Consider the following 21,334-nt stretch of genomic DNA (forward strand, 5'->3'; position numbering starts at 1 on the left):
GCGCTTGGGAGGTCTGCGCCAGAGGCGCAGGGCTGGCAAGCGCAGCCCCCATTGCTGGGTACGCAAGATCAATCGCCCGCACCCAGCGCCCGCGCCAACGCCACCTCCCGCTCTCCTTGCAGGGAGCCCACCCGCACCGTCCCGGCCCGGATGCCGTCCGCCAAGGTCAGTGAGCCGTCCGCGAGCGCGACGCACGCCTCGGCGTCCAGTTCCAGCCGCGCTTCGGCGCCCTCCGGTGCCGGACCCTCGCCGTACAGCGGGCGGCCGTCCTCGGTGTCGTCCAGCCGCAGGTGGAAGGCGCCCTCGGGCAGTACGACATCGATGAGGGCGGCCACTTCCTCCCCGACCGCCCGCCGCACGACGTCCCGCAGCGGCAGGGCCCACCAGTGGGCGCGTACCGCGTCGGTGGCGCGGGGCTTGCCCAGCGCGGGGGCGCCCCAGGAGGCCAGCGCGGTCAGTACGGGCAGCAGCGCGCGGCCCCGCTCGGTCAGTTCGTAGACGTAGCCGGAGGCGGGCCGCGGCTGGCGGCGCCGTTCGGCCAGCCCCTCGCCCTCCATGTGCTTGAGCCGCGCGGCCAGTACGTCGGTGCTGACGCCGGGCAGGTCGGCGTGCAGATCGGTGTAACGGCGGGGCCCGGCGAGGAGTTCGCGGACGATGAGCAGGGTCCAGCGGTCCCCCACGGAGTCGAGGGCGCGCGCCGTGGCGCAGAACTGGTCGTAACTGCGGCGGGGCCGCCCCTGGCTGGTCGTACTCGCGTGACGCTGACTCGGCATGCGCTCAGTCTAGACAAGTAGTTGGACTTTCCAAGCCCGGGCTTGGTAGAACCAAGTAGCCAAATGTGGACCAGGAGGGCGGGGCAGCATGGAGTTCCGGCAGTCGAACAAGCTCAGCGAGGTCTGTTACGAGATCCGCGGCCCGGTGATCGAGCAGGCCGACGCGCTGGAGGAGGCCGGTCACAGCGTGCTGCGGCTGAACACGGGCAACCCCGCGCTGTTCGGTTTCGAGGCGCCGGAGGAGATCATCCAGGACATGGTGCGGATGCTCCCCCAGGCGCACGGCTACACCGAGTCGCGCGGCATCCTCCCGGCCCGCCGCGCCGTCGCCCAGCACTACCAGCAGCGCGGCTTCCCCGAGGCCGACGTGGACGACATCTACCTGGGCAACGGCGTCTCGGAGCTCGTCTCGATGGCCGTACAGGCGCTGGTCGAGGACGGCGACGAAATCCTCATCCCGGCCCCGGACTTCCCGCTGTGGACGGCCGTGACGACGATGGCGGGCGGCAAGGCCGTGCACTACGTCTGCGACGAGCAGGCGGAGTGGCTGCCCGACCTGGACGACATGGCGGCGAAGATCACGTCCCGTACCAAGGCCGTCGTCATCATCAGCCCCAACAACCCCACCGGCGCCGTCTACCCGCGCGAGCTGCTGGAGGGCATTCTCGACCTGGCCCGCCGCAACGGGCTGATGGTCTTCTCCGACGAGATCTACGACAAGATCCTCTACGACGGCGCCGTCCACCACCACGTGGGGGCGCTGGCCCCCGACCTGGTCTGCCTCACCTTCAGCGGACTGTCCAAGTCCTACCGGGTGGCGGGCTTCCGCTCCGGCTGGCTGCTGGTCTCCGGGCCCAAGCAGCACGCCCGCGACTATCTGGAGGGCCTGGGCATGCTCGCCTCCATGCGGCTGTGCCCCAACGCCCCGGCCCAGCACGCCATCCAGGCCGCACTCGGCGGCCGCCAGTCCATCGAGGGCCTGGTGCTGCCCGGCGGCCGGCTGCACGAACAGCGCGACGTGGCCTGGCGGAAGCTGAACGAGATCCCCGGCGTCAGCTGCGTCAAACCGAAGGGCGCGCTGTACGCGTTCCCCCGGCTGGACCCCGAGGTGCACAAGATCTACGACGACGAACGCTTCGTCCTCGACCTGCTGCTGCGCGAGAAGATCCAGGTCGTCCAGGGCACCGGCTTCAACTGGGCCCACCCCGACCACTTCCGCGTCCTCACGCTGCCCCGCGCGGACGACCTGGACGCCGCGATCTCCCGCATCGGCCGCTTCCTGGAGGGCTACCGGCAGTGAGCCCGGCCCGCGCCCGGCTCAGGCAGGGGTGACGCGCGCCCGGTGCGCGACATCGAGCAGCGCGGCGAGGTCCCAGCCGCCCTCGGGCGGCTCGATCTCGCCCTCGTCGTCCTCGCTCGTCGGCAGGGCATCGAGCAGTTCCCGTACCGCCGCCTCCGTCACCCCGCGCTGCTCGACCAGGCCGAGCAGCCCGCGTGTTACGGGCAGAGTGGCTTCGACCGGCCCGAGGCCCTCCGTGAAAGTGCACGCCGCCTCGTCGACGGCCAGTTCCTCGGTGATGAACTTGCCGACGGTCGTCTCAAGGCCGTCGTCCTTCAAGCCCTCCGGGTACGGGGCGCGGTGCCATCCCGCACCGTCCCACCAGTAGAGGTACCCGAGCATGTCGTCCATGTCCTGGAGTTCCGCGAGCGGCAGCCAGTCGGGAGCGCCGTCGAAGAGGTCCGTGGGCGGGGCGTAGGGGTTGCGGGTGTCGCTGAGTTCGTGGTCGACGCCGAAGAGGACGGCGCGGCCCTCGGGCAGCGGCCGGAGTATCCACCACTGGCCGCCCGAGTCGTCCCAGCCGAGCTCGTCCGGCTCCCGGAACACCCACCACGGGTACTCGAAACGCTCGGCGCACGGCTCTCCCGTCGCCGCGGCGACCAGCGTACCCAACACCCCGTACTGCCACAGTCGTTCGGGGCGCGGCAGGTCTTCGGGCCGGCCGGGGGTGTGGACGGTGTTGCCCTGCACGTGACGATGCCTCCTTCGACGAAAGGGGGCCATCGTACTGACGTCCGCTCCCCGGCCGGGAAGCCCAGGCCGGGAAGCCCCGGCCGGGGAGCGGTCCTCAGACGTTCGCCGTCTCCTCCCCCACCGTCGTGCTGTCCCCATGCCCCGTCCGCACCACCGTCTCCAGCGGCAGCGTCAGCAGCCGTTCCTTGATGGAGCGGACGATCGTCGGGTGGTCGGAGAAGGAGCGGCCGGTGGCGCCGGGGCCGCCCTGGAAGAGGGTGTCGCCGGTGAAGACGGTGCCCAGGGTCGGGGCGTACAGGCACACGGCGCCGGGCGCGTGGCCCGGGGTGTGCAGGACGGTCAGGTCGGTGCCCGCCACCGACACCACTTGGCCGTCCGCGAGTTCACCGTCAGGTGCCCGATCCGGGTGGGTCATCTTCCACAGCGGCAGATCGTCCGGGTGCAGCAGGATCGGTGCGCCCGTCCGGTCCGCGAGGGCGGGCGCGGCGTCGATGTGATCGTTGTGCGCGTGGGTGCACACGATCGCCCGCAGCGTCCGCTCTCCCACCGCCGCCGCGATGGCGTCGGCATCGTGCGCGGCGTCGATGACGACGGCTTCCGCGTCGTCGCCGACGATCCACACATTGTTGTCCACCTGGTGCGTCTCGCCGTCGAGGCGGAACTCCCCGCTGGTGACAAGGTGATCGATACGGGCCGCCATCAGAAGACCACCACCGAACGCAGTACGTCGCCGCCGTGCATCCGCTCGAACGCCTTCTCGACCTCGTCCACCGCGATGGTCTCGGTCACGAAAGCGCCGAGGTCCAGCCGCCCCTGCTGATGCAGATCGATCAGCATGGGGAAGTCCCGGGACGGCAGACAGTCGCCGTACCAGGAGGATTTGAGCGCACCACCCCGTCCGAAGACGTCGAGCAGCGGCAGCTCCAGCTTCATCTCCGGTGTCGGTACGCCGACGAGGACGACGGTGCCCGCCAGATCACGGGCGTAGAACGCCTGCTCGTACGTCTCGGGACGGCCGACCGCCTCGATGACGACATCCGCGCCGAAGCCGCCGGTCAGCTCGCGGATGGCGGCGACCGGGTCCGCGGTGGCGGAGTTGACGATGTGGGTGGCGCCGATCTTCTCCGCGGTGGTGAGCTTGCGGTCGTCGATGTCCACGGCGATGATCTTCGCCGCGCCCGCGAGCCGCGCCCCCGCGATGGCGGCGTCCCCCACCCCGCCGCAGCCGATGACCGCGACGGTGTCCCCGCGGGTCACCTGCCCGGTGTTGATCGCCGCACCGATCCCGGCCATCACGCCGCAGCCCAGCAGCCCGGCCACGGCGGGCGAGACCGCCGGATCGACCTTGGTGCACTGCCCGGCGGCGACCAGCGTCTTCTCGACGAAGGCACCGATGCCCAGCGCGGGCTCCAGCGCGCGCCCGTCACTCTTGAGGGTCATCTTCTGCTCGGCGTTGTGGGTGTCGAAGCAGTACCACGGCCGGCCGCGCTTGCAGGCCCGGCACTGTCCGCACACCGCCCGCCAGTTGAGGATCACGAAGTCGCCCGGCTCGACGTCCGTCACGCCGTCGCCGACCGCCTCCACGACGCCCGCCGCCTCGTGCCCGAGGAGGAAGGGGTAGTCGTCACTGATCCCGCCCTGCTTGTAGTGCAGGTCCGTGTGGCATACGCCGCACGCCTGCACCTGAACGACTGCCTCGCCGGGGCCCGGGTCGGGAACGACGATTGTCTCGACCCGCACCGCCTCGTTCCTGCCCGGCGCGACGACCCCGCGTACTTCCTGAGCCATACGTGAGGGCCTCCCTCTTCCATCGGGTGCTGTGGGGCGCCATTCTCGCTGGCCGGAGGCGGATTCCGGGAGGGGCGAACACGGCTCGGCGCGAACGATTTTCCGCCGCTCCCCTTCGGCTTCCGTCGCACGTGGCTTCGAATCCACCCGGTGCATGGCGGACAATGGTTGCCCGTGACCGACTCACGCGACGCATGTGACGTATCCGGGAGAGCGACCCCCGCGCTCCCGGCCCCCACCCCGGCCTCCACGGCAGGGGTCCCCGCCCGGGTCATCCTGCTCACGGGGCCCTCCGGCTCCGGCAAGACCCGGCTGGCCGCCGACAGCGGCCTCCCCGTCCTCCGCCTGGACGACTTCTACAAGGAGGGCGACGACCCGACGCTCCCCCACGTCGGAGCCGAGGTCGACTGGGACTCGCCGCTGTCCTGGGACGCCGACGCCGCCGTACGCGCCATCACCCGGCTCTGCCGCGAGGGCGCCGCGACGGTTCCGCTGTACGACATCTCCGCCAGCGCCCGTACCGGCGCGGAGCGGCTGGAACTCGCCGACTCCCCGCTCTTCATCGCGGAGGGCATCTTCGCCGCGGACATCACCGCGCGCTGCTCAGCGCTCGGTCTGCTCGCCGACGCCATCTGTCTGCGCGGCCGCCCCACGACGACGTTCCGCCGCCGGCTCCTGCGCGACATCCGCGAGTCCCGCAAACCGCTCCCGGTGCTTCTGACCCGGGGTTGGCGCCTGTTGCGCACGGAGCCCGCCATCGTCGCGCGCCATCAGTCGCTCGGCGCCCACGCCTGTGCCCACCCGGAGGCGACAGCCCGGATAGCCCGGCTGCACGCGACCGCGCGCAGCGTCGCGCCCCGCACGGCAGCGCAGGAAAAGAGCGGTTCCGGCTGAGGCTTGCGCCTCGGCCGGAACCGCTCTCCCTGTCCCCCCGGTGTTCCCCGTGTTCCCCCTTGTTTCCCCTCTTCCCTTTCCCCCGTATCGCCTGTGCCCCGTGTCCCCGCGGGGTCAGGCGATCGTCTCAGCCGGCCGCGCTCAGGCGACCAGTTCGTCGAAGCTCTCTTCCTGGTCGCGGCCGAAGCTGAGCACCTCGTCGTCGCGGAGGCGGCGCAGTGAGCGCCAGATGCTGCTCTTCACCGTGCCGACGCTGATGTCCAGTATGTCCGCGATCTCCGGGTCGGTCCGGCCCTCGTAGTAGCGCAGCACCAGCATGGTGCGCTGGAGTTCGGGCAGTCGCGCCAGGGCCTGCCACAGCACGGTGCGCAACTCGGTGCCCCGCATGGCGTCCTGCTCGCCGGCCGTCTCGGGCAGTTCCTCGGTCGGGTACTCGTTCAGCTTCCGGCGGCGCCAGGCGCTGATGTGCAGATTGGTCATGGTGCGGCGCAGGTAGCCGCCGACGGCTGCCTTGTCGCTGATCCGGCCCCAGGCCCGGTACGTGGAGAAGAGGGCGCTCTGCAGCAGGTCCTCGGCCTCGTACCGGTCGCCGGTCAGGTGGTAGGCGGTGGCGTACAGGGAGGCCCGGCGTTCGCGTACGTACGCGGTGAACGCCGCTTCCGCGTCCGCGTCCACGTCCGAGGCGGCGCCCCCCGCGCTTGTCCCGGCCGTGCCCAGAACGGCGGCCTCCCTGTACTCGCCACTATCCCGGGAGTCCCCCCGACTCCCGTTCTCCCCCGTGTCCCCCTCTTCCCCCGTCTTCCCCCCAGGGGCCTTCCCCCTCAGCCCCTCGACCGCGGGCCCGAAAACGGTCCGCGGACGCATCCGACCGGTGCCGCGAGCGCACCCCCGCGCTCCCCCGAGCTCCCGGCTCCGCTCGAGCAGGGCGGTTGCCCCCTCGACACCGGACTTGTCGGCGGACCTCTGGGAAGCCGGAACCGAAGGGACGTGCAGACGCGTGTGAAGGACTGCGCTCGTATTGGTTCCGTGCAGTGTGTTCATCTCGCGCCCCCTCGGAGCAGAACCCGTCGCTTGCTTGACGTCGTACACACTGCCGCTCCGATTTCATGGCCAGGTCCCTCGTCTGTCACAGCGGTGTCACAAGGGTCGACGGGCCCCACAACACGCAGGCCGGCGGGCGTGTCGATGCCCGGCGGCGACCGCCGGTCGAAGTATGGGGGTGCCATGGGCCAGAATGGCGCGCGTGCCTTTCCTGTTGCTGATCGAGGACGATGACGCTGTCCGTACTGCCCTGGAGATGGGTCTGACCCGCCAGGGGCACCGTGTGGTGACCGCCGCGACCGGCGAGGACGGCCTGAAACTGCTGCGCGAACAGCGCCCCGACCTGATCGTGCTGGACGTCATGCTGCCGGGCATCGACGGCTTCGAGGTGTGCCGGCGCATCCGCCGCACCGACCAGCTGCCGATCATCCTGCTGACGGCGCGCAGCGACGATATCGACGTCGTGGTCGGCCTGGAGTCGGGAGCGGACGACTACGTCGTCAAGCCCGTGCAGGGCCGGGTGCTGGACGCGCGTATCCGCGCCGTGATGCGGCGCGGCGAGCGCGAGTCCAACGACTCGGCGACGTTCGGCTCGCTGGTGATCGACCGCTCGGCGATGACGGTCACCAAGAACGGCGAGGACCTGCAACTCACCCCGACCGAGCTGCGGTTGCTGCTGGAGCTGAGCAGGCGGCCCGGTCAGGCCCTCTCCCGCCAGCAGCTGCTCCGGCTGGTGTGGGAGCACGACTACCTGGGCGACTCGCGGCTGGTCGACGCCTGTGTGCAGCGGCTGCGCGCCAAGGTCGAGGACGTGCCCTCCTCTCCCACCCTGATCCGCACGGTGCGCGGCGTCGGCTACCGGCTGGACGCCCCACAGTGACCCGACGCACGAACGGAACAGCAGTGTTGACGCGTACGGCGACGATGCCGGGTACGGCGCGGACGGCGAACGGGACCGGCGAGTGACCGACGCCTCCTCCCTCGGCGAACGCCTGCGTACCCGGCTCGCCGGGATGCTGCCGACCCTGCGGCTGCGGCTGGTCGTCGTCTTCGCGCTGGTGGCGCTCACCGCCGCCGTCTCCGCGTCCGGCATCGCCTACTGGCTCAACCGCGACGCGGTCCTCACCCGCGCCCAGAACGCGGCCCTGAACGACTTCCGCAAGGCGATGGAGGACAACGCGGGCAACCTCCCCCGCAAGGTCAGCTGCCAGGAACTGCGCGAGGCCGCCGCCAAGATGGCCCGCAGCTCGCAGAACTACCAGGTGCTGCTCATCGACCGGACGGAGGACAGCAAGAAGTGCGCCGCTGCCTCCAACGAGGACGACTTCACCCTCCAGGACGTCCCCGAGCGGCTGCGCAGCGCCGTCGCCAAGAAGCGCCCCGTCGACAAGAAGAACAAGCACCCGTACCACCTGTACTGGCAGCGGATCACGCTGGACGGCGACCCGTATCTGGTCGGCGGCGCGAAAGTGATCGGCAAAGAGCCGACACCGACCGGCTATCTGCTCAAGTCCCTGGCGCCCGAGCGTGACGATCTCAACTCGCTGGCCTGGTCGCTGGGGATCGCCACCGCGCTGGCGCTGATCGGCGCCATGCTGCTGGCGCAGGCCGCCGCGACGACCGTGCTGCGGCCCGTACGGCGGCTGGGCGAGGCGGCACGCAGGCTGGGCGAGGGCAAGCTGGAGACCCGGCTGCGGGTCTCGGGCACGGACGAGCTGGCCGAGCTGTCCCGTACGTTCAACGACGCGGCCGCCTCCCTGGAGCAGCGCGTCGCCGAACTGAGCGCCCGGGAGGCGTCCAGCAGGCGCTTCGTCGCCGACATGTCGCACGAGCTGCGTACGCCGATGACGGCGATCTCCGCGGTCACCGAGGTGCTGGAGGAGGAGCAGGACAACCTCGACCCGATGATCGCGCCCGCCGTACAGCTGGTGGTGAGCGAGACCCGGCGGCTCAACGACCTCGTGGAGAACCTGATGGAGGTCACCCGCTTCGACGCGGGAACGGCCAAGCTGGTGCTGGACGATGTGGACGTGGCGGACCAGGTGACCGCCTGCATCGACGCCCGTGCCTGGCTGGACGCGGTGCAACTGGACGCCGACCGCGGGATCATGGCCCGGCTCGACCCGCGCCGCCTCGATGTCATCCTCGCCAACCTCATCGGCAACGCCCTCAAGCACGGCGGCTCCCCGGTGCGGGTGTCGGTACGGACCGAGGGCGACAACGGTGACGAGGGCGACGAGTTGGTGATCGAGGTCGCCGACCAGGGCCCCGGTATCCCCGAGGACGTGCTGCCCCATGTCTTCGACCGCTTCTACAAGGCCAGCGCGTCCCGGCCGCGTTCCGAGGGCAGTGGTCTCGGGCTGTCCATCGCGCTGGAGAACGCCCACATCCACGGCGGCGAGATCACCGCGCACAACGCACCCGAGGGCGAGGGCGGCGCGGTCTTCACCCTGCGGCTGCCCCGGGACGCCCGCCGGGTCGCCGAGGAGCGCGAGAACGGTGAGAACGGTGACAGCGGCGAAACAGCCGAGAGGGGCGCGGGGCCAGCGGAGGGTGCCGGTGACAGCGGCCTGAACCGGGGCGACAACGGTGCCGAGGGACCGGAGACGGAGGACGACCGATGATCCGCCGTGCCACCGCGCCGGCTCTGCTGTGCGTCCTCGCCGCCCTCGCCATGCTCTCCGGGTGCGGCATCCGCGCCACGTCCGTACCGGTGGACGCCGGCGCTGCGCCCTCCCGGGTGGGCTGTGTGCTGCCGAACGACCATAAGGGCCCGGACGGCGGCGACACAGCATCCGTCATCCGCGTCTATCTGGTGTGCGGTTCGCGCGTCTCGCCCGTCGAGCGGGAGGTGCGGATGCCCGGCGGACGCTCCTCCGCCGAGCGGCTGCCGGTGGCCCGCAAGCTGCTGGACGAGCTGAAGCAGCAGCCGCGCGCCGTGGAGGACACGGCGGGCTTCGAGACAGCCGTGCCCCGGGAGTTGACGATCAACAGCGGCACGGACGACGACCCGGACGAGGCGCTGCGGCTGAGCGAGCCACTGGACGAGCTGCCGCCGTACGCGCTGGCCCAGATCGTGTGCACCTACGCGGACACCTCGGCGGCCGACGCCGAGGGCGGTGTGGTCCTCGGCGGACCCCCCGAGACCGACAGCGGAAAGAAGCCCCAAGTACGACGCTACGAATGCGGCCCCGCCCTACGCACCCACCCCCAGTCCGCCGAATCAGCAGGCACTCACTTGTAGGGGCGGGCGCTTCGAAGGGGCGCACAGGGACCGGGGGGCGCGCCCCGAAGGGGCGCGGGGAACTGCGCGACCAGCCACAGCGCACTCGCAGCGGGGGCGACAACCCCCACCGCAACGGCGGTCCCCGAACCCCGACACGGAACACGCGTGTGACATACCCCTGACCCGCTCAGAACAAGGTGCCGGAACCACAGCGGAGCGCCCGGGCGTCTTTTGAGACGTGCAGCGCCTAGGCTCCGGCGGCCCGACCTCCCCCGCCTCCCGAATCCGCCTCGCGGGACTCCTCCTGCTGGCGGCCCATTTGTGTTTCGTCGGCTGGCTGACGCTGCGCCCGCTGGCGGTGCCCTGGGTGGCACCGGCCAACCTGCACCCGCTGGCCACCATCCGCACCGATCTGGCCGACGGACCGCGGGCCGCGCTGGAGGGGATCGGCGGGGGACTGCTGCTGCTGGCGCCGTTCGGGGTGCTGTTGCCGCTGGCCACCGGGCGACTGCACCGGCGGCTGCCGGGCACCGTGGCGAGCACCGTCTTCGCGGGGGCGATGGTGTCGGTCGTGCTCGCCCTGGCGCAGACGGGGGTGCCGGGGCATGTCGCCGACGTCGATTCGGTGCTGCTGAACACCACGGGAGTGGCGCTCTCCGCCGGGCTGGTCTTCCCGCTGCTGCGCCGCTGGCTGCGGCACCGGGACGGGGGGCACGGCGACCGGCTGGAGGACCGCCGGCAGCGGTCAGGTTCCGCTTCGCCCCGGGCCGGTCTCCGGCTGCGGGAGGAGAAGGCTCAGGGTTCGACCCCGAGAGCAACCAGGGTCGGAATGGCACCCTAAGGCGAGGTACGCCCCGTAAGTCCGGTCTACCGTCGAAGGCGGTACAGCAACGACAGCCGTACCCCAGTGACCGGACCGGGAGTACCTCCCGGTGTCAGCCGGGGAAGAAGGAGCAGTCCTCATGACCGCACTTGCCCGCCCCACCGAAGGCCGGATGATCGGCGGCGTGTGCGCCGCGCTCGCCCGTCGGTTCGGCACCACACCCACCACGATGCGGGTGCTCTTCGTCGCCTCGTGCCTGCTGCCCGGACCACAGTTCCTGCTCTACATCGCGCTGTGGATCCTGCTCCCTGACGAGAGCCGCAAGCACAGCTCCGCCTGGTGACGACTCCGTACTCACGCGGCAACACTGACGGCGGGCGCCCCGGTTGGGGCGCCCGCCGTGGCGTGCGTCAGGGAGCCGGCCGTCAGTGCGAGCCGCCGACCGGCAGGGCCTTGCCCAGCGGCAGGCCGCCGATCATGCCGCCGCCGGGCTTGGAGCTCTTGCCCTTGACGGTCTTCTGAGGGAGGTCGGCCGCCTTGTCGGTGGCTGCTTCCAGCGGGGTGCCGGTCAGCGTTCCGGCCAGGGCCTCCTGGGCGACGCCGACCGGCTTGGAGGCGTTGACGGGAAGGCCCTTGGTGGTCTCCTCGAGGGGGAGCTCCCCGACGACCTTCCCGGTGGTCTTGACCGCTGGGCCGAGCGCCCGGCCGCTCGCCTTGACCGCCTCGCCGCCGAGTACGCCGGTAGGGGCACCGAGCGTGTCGACGGGGAGCGCGGAGGCGGCACCGGCGCCCGACACTACGACCGCCGCGCTCATCGCGGCGACACCCAGGGTCTTCTTGGCTACCTGCTTCATCAGTGTTTACGTCCTCGGAATGGGGGCTTGAGCAGCCCGAAGGGGGGCTTGAGCAGCTTGGCGAACGTAGCCAGGAATTCCGAGGAGTCGCAAACACGTCGACGGTGCCGTAAGTCGCCGCCCGGGGGTGTTTTCCGGCGGTATTCGGAGCGGGTTCAGCCGCCCCGTACACGGCGTACGGCGGCGGCTGAACCGCTGGTCACCGGGGGTCAGCGGGATGTTTCCCGGAAAAGCCATTCGGCTTTGAGCGCGGCATATCCGGGCTTGACCACGTCGTTGATCATGGCGAGACGTTCATCGAAAGGAATGAACGCGGACTTCATCGCATTGACCGTGAACCACTGCATGTCGTCCAGCGTGTAGTCGAAAGTCCGCACGAGCTGCTCGAACTCGTGGCTCATGCTCGTGCCGCTCATCAGCCGGTTGTCGGTGTTGACCGTCGCCCGGAAGTGCAGCTTGCGCAGCAGCCCGATGGGGTGCTCGGCGTAGGAGGGCGCTGCGCCGGTCTGCAGGTTGGAGGTGGGGCACAGCTCCAGCGGGATGCGCTTGTCCCGTACGTAGGACGCCAGCCGGCCGAGCTTGACGGCGCCGTTCTCGCCGACCTGGATGTCGTCGATGATGCGCACCCCGTGGCCGAGCCGGTCGGCGCCGCACCACTGGAGGGCCTGCCAGATGGACGGCAGCCCGAACGCCTCGCCCGCGTGGATGGTGAAGTGGTTGTTCTCGCGCTTGAGGTACTCGAACGCGTCCAGGTGGCGGGTGGGCGGGTGGCCTGCCTCGGCGCCCGCGATGTCGAAGCCGACGACGCCCAGATCGCGGTAGCGGTTGGCCAGCTCGGCGATCTCCAGGGCGCGGGCCGCGTGCCGCATGGCGGTCAGCAGCGCGCCGATCCGGACGCGGTGCCCGGCGGCACGCGCACGGCGCTCGCCCTCGCGGAAGCCCTCGTCGACGGCCTCCACCACCTGTTCGAGGGTCAGCCCGCCGAGCAGGTGCTGCTCGGGTGCGTAGCGGACCTCGGCGTAGACGACGCCGTCGGCGGCCAGGTCCTCGGCGCACTCGGCGGCGACACGGAAGAGCGCTTCGCGGGTCTGCATGACGCCGACCGTGTGCGAGAACGTCTCCAGATAGCGCTCAAGGGACCCGGAGTCGGCCGACTCGCGGAACCAGACCTCCAGCCGGTCCGCGTCCGTCTCCGGCAGCGCGTCGTAGCCGGTCTCGCGGGCCAGCTCGACGATGGTCGCGGGGCGCAGCCCGCCGTCGAGGTGATCGTGGAGCAGAACCTTGGGTGCGCGGCGGATCTGCTCCCTGGTGGGGACGGTGTTCGGGGATTCGCTTGCCATCACGGCACTCTAGCTCCTACGCGCGTAGATCGCATGTGCTTTGTCAACTGCCTTACGAACGCGTTACGGCGTGCCATTGTTGCGCCATGGCTCAGCGATCGTTGCCCGGGAGGGAAACACGACTGGGACGGCCCCGTGGGGCGGTGGGGAGGGCCCCGCACGCCGTCGTCCTCTTACTGCCGGGCGGCGGTCCGGTGGCGGGCGCCCGGCGCGGGGCGACGCTGGCGGCGGCCTCCGCGGTACCGCTGGCGCGCCGGCTGGGGCGCGCCACCTCGGACGACGACCCTCTGGTCACCCACATCGTGCACTACCGCAACGGCAGCCGGGACCGGGGTGGCGCCGCGGCGGGCGGTGCCGTGAGCCGTACGGCGGAGTGCACGGCCGACACCGAGTGGGCGGTGGAGGAAGTGGTGCGGCGGTACGGGGACGTGCCGGTCTGCCTGGTCGGTACCGACATCGGCGCTCTGGCCGCGCTGCGCGCCGCCGGGCACCAGGCCGTCGCCTCGGTGGTGGCCCTGGCCCCGCTGCTGCGGGAGGCGCCGGACGGGCCCGGGGGCACGGACGACGAGGAGCCCGTGCAGCAGTTGCGGGGCCGCCATGTGCTGATCGTGCACGGTACGAACGACACCCGCTGCGCCCCCGAGCTCTCCTTCCGCCTCGCCCAGCGTGCGAAGAAGGTCAACAGCAAGGTGTGCCGCTTCGAGGTGCACACCGATGGGCACGGTCTGCGGGGGTACGCCTCCGAAGTCGCCGCCCTCACCCAGGACTTCGTCCTGGGCACCCTGTGCGGGGGCGATCTGTGCCGTCCCCTGACCGACGCGCTGGCCGCTCCCCCACCGCTGGGCCTGCGGATGCCGCTGGCGAGTGGCTTCGGCAAGCACTTGCGGTAGGGGCTGCGCCCCGAAGGGGCGCGGGGAACTGCGCGACAAGCCGCAACGGGTCCGCAGACCGCAGACATCGGGCAGGGGCAACCCCTCCCCGGCCCTCAGGTCCGTACGGCCGTATGGACAGTTGTCGCCGTCAGATAGAAGACATCCGGGCGGCGGAGGATGCCGTCGGCGGACGTGTCGTCCAGCAGCGCGTCGAGGGTGGCGCAGTCCTCCTCGGAGAGGCTGTCGGCCAGACTTTCCCGGAAGCGTTCGACGCGCGCGCGTACATGGGCGCGGGCGACCGGGTCCAGCGGGGCCGACAGGTCGGTGAGGAAGGTGCGGCTGCCGGTGGGGGCGAGTCCGGCGGCGACGAGCAGCGCGGGCCAGTCCTCAACGGTGTGGGTGTGGTCGGGCAGTTCGGCGCGCATCGCGGCGAACCATTCCTCCTCGGCGGCGTCGAGCCGCGCCTGGAGACCGGGCCGTCCGATGCCGATGTCGCGGGGCAGGAAGCGGGTCGGCAGGCCGCCCTCGCGTACGGCCAGTACGCCGCCGGGTCGCAACGCAGCGGCGAAGGACTCCAGTGCGGCGCGCTGGTCGCCGAGGTGGTGGACGACGTTGCTGGTCCAGATGAGTTCGGCGGTGCCCAGCTCGGGCAGGTCGGCGGGGAGTTCGGCCTGCCGGATGGTGATGCGGGAGGCCAAGCCCTCGCGTTCGGCGCGGGCGCGGGCCCGCTCCAGCAGTCCGGGGGTGCTGTCGACGGCGACGGTCTCGGCGCCGGGGAAGGCGTGGGCCAGCGCGGTGGTGGTGACGCCGGGTCCGCTGCCCAAGTCGAGGACGCGGGTGACCTGGCGGTGGCCGAACAGGTCGTGCAGCCAGGCGGCGGCGTCCTCCAGGAAGGACACCTTCAGTTCGGCGTCGCGTTCCAGGTGCGCGGCGAGCGCCGCCCAGTCGGGCTCGGTGGTGGACGAGTGGGCGTGGTGCGTGTGGGAGTGCTGGTGGCCGTGCGCGTGCGGGGTCATGGGGCCTCCTGGGATGCGGGGTGGGCGGGCTGCTCGGCCGCCGGCCGGGCGGGTTCGGGGGTCGGCTCGGCGCGCAGGAGCCGGCCCCTGCGGCTGAGCAGGAACTTCTTGAACGCGGCGACCGGCGGGGTGTCGGGGCGCCCGGCCGACCAGGCGAGCCCGATCTCGCGGACGGCCCGAGGCGCGGTGACCGTCAGTTCGCGTACGCCGGGCCGCGGGAGGACGGGCGGCGGCAGCAGCGCGACGCCGAGACCGGCGGCGACCAGTCCGCGGATGGTCTCGGCCTCCTCGCCCTCGAAGGCGATCCGGGGGGTGAATCCGGCCTCGGCGCACAGCGTGTCGAGGATGCGCCGCATGCCGTAGCCGGGCTCCAGGGTGACGAAGGACTCCTCGGCCGCCTCGGCGAGCCGCACCCGCTTGCGCGCCGCGAGCCGGTGGTCGTCCGGTACGACCAGCCGCAGCCGCTGTTCGTCCAGGCGCCGGGCGACCAGGTCGGGTGCCTCCGGGATGGGCGAGGTGAGGCACAGGTCCAGCTCGCCGGCGCGGAGTCGGTCGAGCATGGCCTCACCGTAGTTCTGCACCAGGGCGAAGCGGACCCGCGGATGGTCGGCGCGGAAGGCGCGCAGCAGTCCGGGGACCGTCTCCCAGCCGAGGGTGTGCAGAAAGCCGAAGGCGACCTTGCCGGTGGCGGGGTCGGCGTCGGACCGTACGGCCTCGGCCGCCTGTTCGACGGCGGCCAGCGCGCGCTCCGCGGAGGCGAGGAAGGTGCGGCCTGCCGGGGTGAGGGAGAGGGCGCGGCCGTGCCGTGCGAAGAGGGCGACGCCCAGGTCCTCCTCCAGCCGGGCGAGGGCACGGCTGAGGGAGGACTGCGGGATGCCGAGCTCTTGGGCGGCACGGGTGACGTGTTCGTGCCGGGCCACGGCGGCGAACTGTGCGAGGCGCGGGGTGAGGGAGAGTGCTGCCGAGGACGCGGCGTCGTCGGGTGACGGTGTGGCGGAGGTGTCTTTCCTGTTGCGTGACGGTGACAAGTGGCTCCCCCGGACTGCTGTTAGCTGCGATGATGCGTGTGGGGATCGATTCTCGCACTTTCATGCATTGGACGGATGAAATGCGGGGTCGTACGTTCGAGGCATGCCTGCTCTTGATACCGGGGCGTCCACCGCACCGGTGGACGCCTCAGCTGTCACTCGCACCTCCCCGACTTCCGAGAACTCCGACGCGGCGAAGCACTCCTGTGCGGCGAAGCACTCCGACGCCACGAAGCTGAGCCCCGGTGACCCCGGGCACGGGCGGATGCGGCTCGCGCTGTTCGCCGCCGGTCTGTCGACGTTCGCGCTGCTCTACTCCACCCAGGCGCTGCTCCCCGAGATCTCCCACGCCCTGCACGCCGCTCCCGACCAGGCGAGCTGGACCGTCTCCGGCGCGACCATCGGGCTGGCCGTCGCGGTGCTGCCGCTGGCGGCGCTCTCCGAGCGCTTCGGGCGGCGCCGGATGCTGACCGTCTCCATGGCGGTCGCTGTGGCGCTCGCCCTCGTCATCCCGTTCGCGCCCAGTCTGCCGGTGCTGATCGCGCTGCGGACGCTCCAGGGGGCAGCCGTCGCCGGCGTGCCCGCCTCGGCGATGGCGTTCCTGTCGGACGAGGTGCGGGCCAGGCATCTGGTGGGCGCCGTCGGGCTGTTCGTCGCGGGCAACAGCGTCGGCGGGATGAGCGGGCGCATTCTCACCGGGTGGGTCACCGAGGCGTGGGGCTGGCGGGCCGGGCTCGGCGCCGTCGCCGTCACCTCGCTGCTGTGCGCGGTCGCCTTCCGGCTGCTGGTGCCGCCGGCCCGGCACTTCACCCCCGTCCCCCTGCACCCGCGCCGGGTCGCCGCGACGGTACGCGCGCACCTGGGCAATCCGCTGCTGCTGCGGCTGTACGCGATCGGGCTGCTGTTCATGACGGTGTTCGGCGCGGTCTACACCGTCATCGGCTACCGGCTGGTGGCCGAGCCGTTCGGGCTCTCGCAGGGCCTGGTCGGCTCGATCTTCGTCATCTACCTGGTGGGTACCGCGGGGGCGGCCACGGCCGGCCGGCTCAACGCGCGGCTCGGCCGGCGCGGAACGCTGTACCTGGGTATCGGCACCGCCTCGGCGGGGCTGCTGATCAGTCTGGCCGACAGCATCGTGGCCGTGGTCGCGGGCCTCGTCCTGATCACCGCCGGGTTCTTCGCCGGACACGCGGTGGCCTCGGGCTCGGTGAGCCACACCGCGACCCACGGGGCCGCGCAGGCCTCGGCGCTGTACCAGATGAGCTACTACATCGGCAGCTCGCTCGGCGGCGCGCTGGGCGCTGTCGCGTTCGCCGCGGGCGGCTGGGCCGCCACCGTCGCGCTGGCACTGGGCGCCATGGTGCTCGCCGCCGGGATCACCCTGTACGCCACCCGCCGCGCGGTGGTGCTGGCGCGCGCCTGAGAGTGCGCCGCGCGTGTGCGAGCGCGTGCGCCGTACTGCTCGAAGGGCCCCGCCCGGAAGGCGTTCTCCCGGCCCGGAGGACGCCTTCCGCTGTGAAGGTGCCCTCTCCCCTGCCCTTCTCGTTGTGCTCCCAGACGTGAGGCTGCGATCGGGAGTTGGTACGGATGGCCAGGTTCGACATCGGTGAGGGTCTGCCGTTGACGGCGGCGCAGTCGGGGATGTGGTTCACGCAGCAGCTTGCCCCGGACAGCGCCTGCCTGAGGCCCGCCGAGGTGATCGAGATCCACGGCGCCGTCGACGTGGCGCTGCTGGAGCGGGCGCTCCGCCAGGCCGTGTTCGAGACGGAGGCGCTCCGCGTACGGTTCGTCCCCGGCGGGCCGGACGGCGACGAGGACGTACGGCAGATCGTCGAGCCCTGCGCCGACTGGCCGTTCCCGCTGATCGACCTGCGGGGCGCGGCCGACCCCGACGCGGCGGCGCAGGAGTGGATGTGGGCCGATCTGCGAGCCCCGATGGACATGCACCGTGCCGGGCTGTTCTCGTTCGCCGTACTGCGCCCGGCCGAGGAGTGTTTCCTGCTCTACTTGAGCAGCCACCACATTCTCATGGACGGCTACGCGAACAGCCTGTTCGCGCCGCGGATCGCCGAGGTCTACACCGCGCTGGAGAGCGGCGCGCCCGTGCCGCCGTCCCGGCTGGCGCCGCTGCGCCAGGCACTGGAGGACGAGGCCGCCTACGCGCGCTCCGAGCGCAAGGAGCGCGACCGTGCCTACTGGGCCGAGGAGTTGGCCCGGTGCGCCGTCTCCGCGCCCGCCACCTCGGGCCGGCTGCCGAAACCGGCGCCTGCTTTCGTTCGGGAGACCGGCCATCTGGACGCCGGAACCGCCGGGGAGCTGCGCGCGCTGGCGCGTACCGCCCGCACCGGTATCGCGACCGTGGCCATGGCGGCGCTGGCGCTGTATGTGCACCGGCTCGCCGATGACGCGCGGGACGACGCCGTGGTGGACATGACGGTGGCGGCCCGCGGTCCCGCGACCCGCGACGTACCGTGCATGGTCGCCAATGTGCTGCCGTTGCGCGTCCCGCAGCCGTCGGACGGCACCGTCGGGGAACTGCTGCGCAAGACCGCCGCACAGGCCAAGGCCCTGCTGCGGCACCAGCGCTACAGCTACGTCAATCTGGTGCGCGGCCCGCACGCCCGGCGGCCCGCCGCGGGGCGGATGGAGGACTGGGGCATCAATGTGATGCTCCACGACCAGCAGATCAGCTTCGGGCGGCATCCGGCCACGCTGCACAACCTGTCCAACGGCCCGGTCACCGGCATGGCCGTCAACGTCTACGACCGTCCCTCGGACGGTTCCCTGCGCATCGACTTCCAGGCCGATCCCGACGTCTATCCGACCGAGCGGATCGCCGCACACCATCGCCGTTTCCTCGCGCTGCTGCGTACTCTCGCCGCCGCGACGGACGCGACCCCGTTGACGGACGTGGAGCTGCTGACGGCCGCCGAGCGGGAGCGCGTACTGGCCTGGGGGCGCGGGCCCGAACGCGCCTTCCCCTTCGTGCCGTTGCACGCCGCCTTCGAGGAGCGGGTACGGGAGGAGCCCGGGGCGAGCGCGCTGGTGTGCGGCGGAACCGGGCTGTCGCGTGGCGAGGTCAACGTGCGGGCCAACCGGCTCGCGCACCTGCTGCTCGGCCGGGGCGCGGGCCCCGGCAGCACCGTGGCGCTCGCCCTGCCCCGCACCGCCGACTACGCCGTCGCGCTGCTGGCCGTCCTCAAGACGGGCTCCGCCTGCCTGACGCTGGACGTCGACCACCCCGCCGAACGCACCCGGCAGATGCTCACGGACGCGGCGCCGGTGTGCGTACTGACGGCCGGTGAATCGGCTGCCAGTGTGCCGACGGAGGGCGCACCGCTGCTGATCGTCGACGCGGCGGCGACGGTACGCGAGGTGGCGCAGCAGTCGGCGACCGACCCCGGGGACCGCGACCGGCCGCGACCGCTGCGGCCGTACGACGTGGCGTACATCGCCTTCACCTCCGGCACCACCGGACGCCCCAAGGGCGTGGCGGTCGAGCACCGGCAGCTGGCCAACCTGTACCACGACCACCGCACGGCGCTCCTCTCCCCCGCGGCCGAGGCCGCCGGGCGCAGGCTGCGGGCAGCACAGACCGCCTCGTTCTGCTTCGACGCCTCCTGGGAAGCGTGGCTGTGCCTGGCCGCCGGGCACGAACTCCACCTGATCGAGGACGGGGTACGCCACGACCCGGCCGCCCTTGCCGCCCGTATCGACGAGCAGCGCATCGACCTGCTCGCCCTCACCCCCACCCATGTGCGGGCCCTGCTGGCGGCCGGGCTCTTCGACCCGGGACAGCACCACCGCCCCAGCACGCTGCTGGTCGGCGGAGAGGCGGTGGACCCCGTCCTGTGGCAGCGGCTGCGTGCCCTGACCGATGTCGCCGTGCACAACTGCTACGGCCCGGCCGAGTGCGCGGTGGACGCCGTCTGGTGCCGCCTCGACCGGGAGGGCCCCCAGCCGGTCATCGGCCGCCCCGGGCACAACCTGCGCGCCTATGTACTCGACCGGCACGGCCACTTGGTGCCGCCGGGCGTCCCGGGTGAACTCCACCTGGGCGGTGCCCAGGTGGCCCGCGGATATCTGGGCGCACCCGAGCTGACGGCTCAGAAGTTCCTGCCCGACCCGTTCGCGGCGGCCGACCCCTCGGACGCGGACGGGCCGTACTCGCGGATGTACCGCACCGGGGACCTGGTGCGGTGGACGGACGACGGCGTACTGGAGTATCTCGGCCGCACCGACGGGCAGTTGAAGGTGCACGGCGTACGGATCGAGCCGCAGGAGGTCGAGTCCGTACTGGCCCGGCATCCGCATGTGGCACAGGTCGCCGTCGCGGTCCAGCGGGCCGGGGACGATCCGGAGAGCGGGCCTGTGCATCTGGCGGCGCACGTGGTGCCCGCGCCGCGTGCGTCCGGCAACGGCCGCCCCTCTCCCGCGCCCCTGTCCGAGCCGCACGCGTCCGGCGACGGCAGCCCCTCCCCCCTGTCCGCGCCGCCCTCGCTGGATCCGGCCGAGCTGCGCTCGTGGGCCGCGTCCCGGTTGCCCTCCGCCATGGTGCCCGCCGCCTTCTACACGCATGAGGCGCTGCCCATGACTCCGCAGGGCAAGCTGGACCGCGCCGCACTTCTCGCCGCCGACCTCCCGGACCAGGCCGGCCGCACGGACGGGGCCGGGCAGCCCCGTACGGCGGCCAGCGAGCGGGAGCGGACGCTGTGCGCGCTGTTCGCCGAGGTCCTCGATGTGACCGAGGCCGGGCTCGACGACGACTTCTTCGCGCTGGGCGGCCACTCGCTGGCCGCCACCCGGCTGCTGGCCCGTATCCATACGGAGCTGGGCGCCGAGCTCTCCCTCGGTGCCCTGTACCAGGCGCCCACCGTGGGCCAGTTGGCGAAGCTGCTCGACACTGCGGCAGGCCCGCGGCCCCCCGCCGACCACGCCTACGACATGCTGCTGCCGCTGCGTACGGCAGGTGACGCCGCGCCGCTGTTCTGCGTCCATCCGGCGGGCGGGCTGGGCTGGTGCTACGCCACTCTTCCGCCGCATCTGCCGCCGTCCGTACCGGTCTACGCCCTCCAGGCGCAGGGCCTGCGCCCGACGGACGAGCTCGCCGCGAGCTTCCCCGACCTGATCGCGGAGTACGTGGCCCGCATCCGCTCCGTCCAACCCCGCGGGCCCTACCGGCTGCTCGGCTGGTCGCTGGGCGGCGCGCTGGCGCACGCCGTCGCCACCCGCCTCCAGGAGGACGGCGAGGACATCGGCATGCTGGCCCTGCTGGACTCGGCGCCGCTCGACCGGACGCCGCGCCTCGACCCGGACGCCGACCCGTCCGTCGTCCGCCGCCTTGTCACCGAGGCCGTCGGCCATGACCTGGTCGACGACGCCCAACTGACCGCCGTCACCCGCATGCTGGCCCACTACGCGACCCTGCGGGCGACCTGGTCCCCGGCCGTCCACCAGGGCGACGCCCACTACTTCCGCGCCACCGAAACCGCCCCGGACGACGCCACCGACCCCGAAGCCTGGCACTCCCATCTCACCGGCACCCTCACCCTCCACGACATCCCCTGCACCCATTCCGCCATGGGCCAACCGGAACCGATGGCGGCGGTGGGACGGGTACTGGGGCGGCTGCTGGAGGCGCGATAGA

General features: G+C 72.0%; 19 protein-coding genes. 10 read left to right on the forward strand and 9 right to left on the reverse strand.

From position 1 onward, the window contains the following. Positions 1–68 precede the first annotated feature (68 nt). A complete protein-coding gene (locus ACQEU8_RS13680; protein WP_433100308.1) occupies positions 69–773 on the reverse strand; it encodes a winged helix-turn-helix transcriptional regulator in 705 nt (234 codons plus the stop codon). 88 nt (positions 774–861) lie between these two features. Here ACQEU8_RS13680 and ACQEU8_RS13685 point away from each other — a divergent pair, with 88 nt between their 5' ends. Continuing rightward, positions 862–2,073, forward strand: a complete 1,212-nt coding sequence (locus tag ACQEU8_RS13685; RefSeq protein ID WP_433100310.1) for a pyridoxal phosphate-dependent aminotransferase — start codon at positions 862–864, stop codon at positions 2,071–2,073. 18 nt (positions 2,074–2,091) lie between these two features. Here the strand turns inward: ACQEU8_RS13685 and ACQEU8_RS13690 are convergent, their stop codons facing one another. The 3 genes from ACQEU8_RS13690 to ACQEU8_RS13700 form a co-directional block, all read right to left on the reverse strand. Next, the gene (locus ACQEU8_RS13690; RefSeq protein WP_433100312.1) at positions 2,092–2,802 is read right to left on the reverse strand and encodes a hypothetical protein; all 711 of its coding nucleotides are present in this window, start codon (positions 2,800–2,802) and stop codon (positions 2,092–2,094) included. Positions 2,803–2,899: 97 nt separating this feature from the next. Further along, positions 2,900–3,505 (reverse strand): MBL fold metallo-hydrolase, encoded by a 606-nt coding sequence (locus tag ACQEU8_RS13695; protein WP_433100314.1) that lies wholly within the window; start codon positions 3,503–3,505, stop codon positions 2,900–2,902. Continuing rightward, a complete protein-coding gene (locus ACQEU8_RS13700) occupies positions 3,505–4,593 on the reverse strand; it encodes an S-(hydroxymethyl)mycothiol dehydrogenase (RefSeq protein WP_433100316.1) in 1,089 nt (362 codons plus the stop codon). Before ACQEU8_RS13700 ends, ACQEU8_RS13695 begins: the two co-directional genes overlap by 1 nt. A 273-nt stretch (positions 4,594–4,866) precedes the next feature. On the opposite strand from ACQEU8_RS13700, the gene ACQEU8_RS13705 reads away from it, so the two are divergent. Continuing rightward, positions 4,867–5,487, forward strand: a complete 621-nt coding sequence (locus tag ACQEU8_RS13705; protein WP_433102367.1) for a uridine kinase family protein — start codon at positions 4,867–4,869, stop codon at positions 5,485–5,487. A gap of 141 nt (positions 5,488–5,628) precedes the next feature. Here ACQEU8_RS13705 and ACQEU8_RS13710 read toward each other — a convergent pair whose 3' ends face one another. Next, entirely contained in the window at positions 5,629–6,528 is a 900-nt protein-coding gene (locus ACQEU8_RS13710; protein ID WP_433100318.1) for a SigE family RNA polymerase sigma factor, read from the reverse strand. A 202-nt stretch (positions 6,529–6,730) separates the two neighbouring features. Here ACQEU8_RS13710 and afsQ1 point away from each other — a divergent pair, with 202 nt between their 5' ends. From afsQ1 to ACQEU8_RS13735, 5 genes are all read left to right on the forward strand, one after another. Next, on the forward strand, positions 6,731–7,408 hold the full coding sequence (afsQ1, locus tag ACQEU8_RS13715) for a two-component system response regulator AfsQ1 (protein WP_433100320.1): 678 nt from the start codon (positions 6,731–6,733) through the stop codon (positions 7,406–7,408). A gap of 82 nt (positions 7,409–7,490) precedes the next feature. Next, on the forward strand, positions 7,491–9,152 hold the full coding sequence (locus ACQEU8_RS13720; protein WP_433100322.1) for an ATP-binding protein: 1,662 nt from the start codon (positions 7,491–7,493) through the stop codon (positions 9,150–9,152). Next, positions 9,149–9,772 (forward strand): hypothetical protein, encoded by a 624-nt coding sequence (locus ACQEU8_RS13725; protein ID WP_433100324.1) that lies wholly within the window; start codon positions 9,149–9,151, stop codon positions 9,770–9,772. Before ACQEU8_RS13720 ends, ACQEU8_RS13725 begins: the two co-directional genes overlap by 4 nt. Before the next feature lie 220 nt (positions 9,773–9,992). Then, positions 9,993–10,595 (forward strand): VanZ family protein, encoded by a 603-nt coding sequence (locus tag ACQEU8_RS13730; RefSeq protein ID WP_433100326.1) that lies wholly within the window; start codon positions 9,993–9,995, stop codon positions 10,593–10,595. A gap of 121 nt (positions 10,596–10,716) precedes the next feature. Next, positions 10,717–10,920, forward strand: coding sequence for a PspC domain-containing protein (locus ACQEU8_RS13735; protein ID WP_433100328.1), 204 nt, complete (start codon positions 10,717–10,719; stop codon positions 10,918–10,920). 82 nt (positions 10,921–11,002) lie between these two features. Here ACQEU8_RS13735 and ACQEU8_RS13740 read toward each other — a convergent pair whose 3' ends face one another. Continuing rightward, positions 11,003–11,431 (reverse strand): hypothetical protein, encoded by a 429-nt coding sequence (locus tag ACQEU8_RS13740; RefSeq protein WP_433100330.1) that lies wholly within the window; start codon positions 11,429–11,431, stop codon positions 11,003–11,005. Between the two features lie 209 nt (positions 11,432–11,640). Further along, on the reverse strand, positions 11,641–12,771 hold the full coding sequence (locus tag ACQEU8_RS13745) for an adenosine deaminase (RefSeq protein WP_433100332.1): 1,131 nt from the start codon (positions 12,769–12,771) through the stop codon (positions 11,641–11,643). A gap of 86 nt (positions 12,772–12,857) precedes the next feature. Between ACQEU8_RS13745 and ACQEU8_RS13750 the strand changes: the two genes are divergently transcribed. Then, positions 12,858–13,661 carry an alpha/beta hydrolase gene (locus tag ACQEU8_RS13750; protein WP_433100334.1) on the forward strand — a complete coding sequence of 268 codons (804 nt, stop codon included), beginning with the start codon at positions 12,858–12,860 and terminating at the stop codon, positions 13,659–13,661. 95 nt (positions 13,662–13,756) lie between these two features. On the opposite strand, the gene ACQEU8_RS13755 is transcribed toward ACQEU8_RS13750, so the two are convergent. Both ACQEU8_RS13755 and ACQEU8_RS13760 read right to left on the reverse strand, forming a co-directional pair. Next, positions 13,757–14,659, reverse strand: coding sequence for a class I SAM-dependent methyltransferase (locus tag ACQEU8_RS13755; RefSeq protein ID WP_433100337.1), 903 nt, complete (start codon positions 14,657–14,659; stop codon positions 13,757–13,759). After that, positions 14,656–15,687 (reverse strand): LysR family transcriptional regulator, encoded by a 1,032-nt coding sequence (locus ACQEU8_RS13760; protein ID WP_433100339.1) that lies wholly within the window; start codon positions 15,685–15,687, stop codon positions 14,656–14,658. Before ACQEU8_RS13760 ends, ACQEU8_RS13755 begins: the two co-directional genes overlap by 4 nt. 103 nt (positions 15,688–15,790) lie before the next feature. Between ACQEU8_RS13760 and ACQEU8_RS13765 the strand changes: the two genes are divergently transcribed. After that, positions 15,791–17,110, forward strand: coding sequence for an MFS transporter (locus ACQEU8_RS13765; RefSeq protein ID WP_433100341.1), 1,320 nt, complete (start codon positions 15,791–15,793; stop codon positions 17,108–17,110). Between the two features lie 164 nt (positions 17,111–17,274). Beyond that, complete coding sequence (locus ACQEU8_RS13770) at positions 17,275–21,333, forward strand: amino acid adenylation domain-containing protein (RefSeq protein ID WP_433100343.1); 4,059 nt, start codon at positions 17,275–17,277, stop codon at positions 21,331–21,333. Position 21,334: the final 1 nt, after the last annotated feature.

Source organism: Streptomyces sp. CA-250714 (assembly GCF_050936705.1).
Lineage (GTDB): Bacteria > Actinomycetota > Actinomycetes > Streptomycetales > Streptomycetaceae > Streptomyces.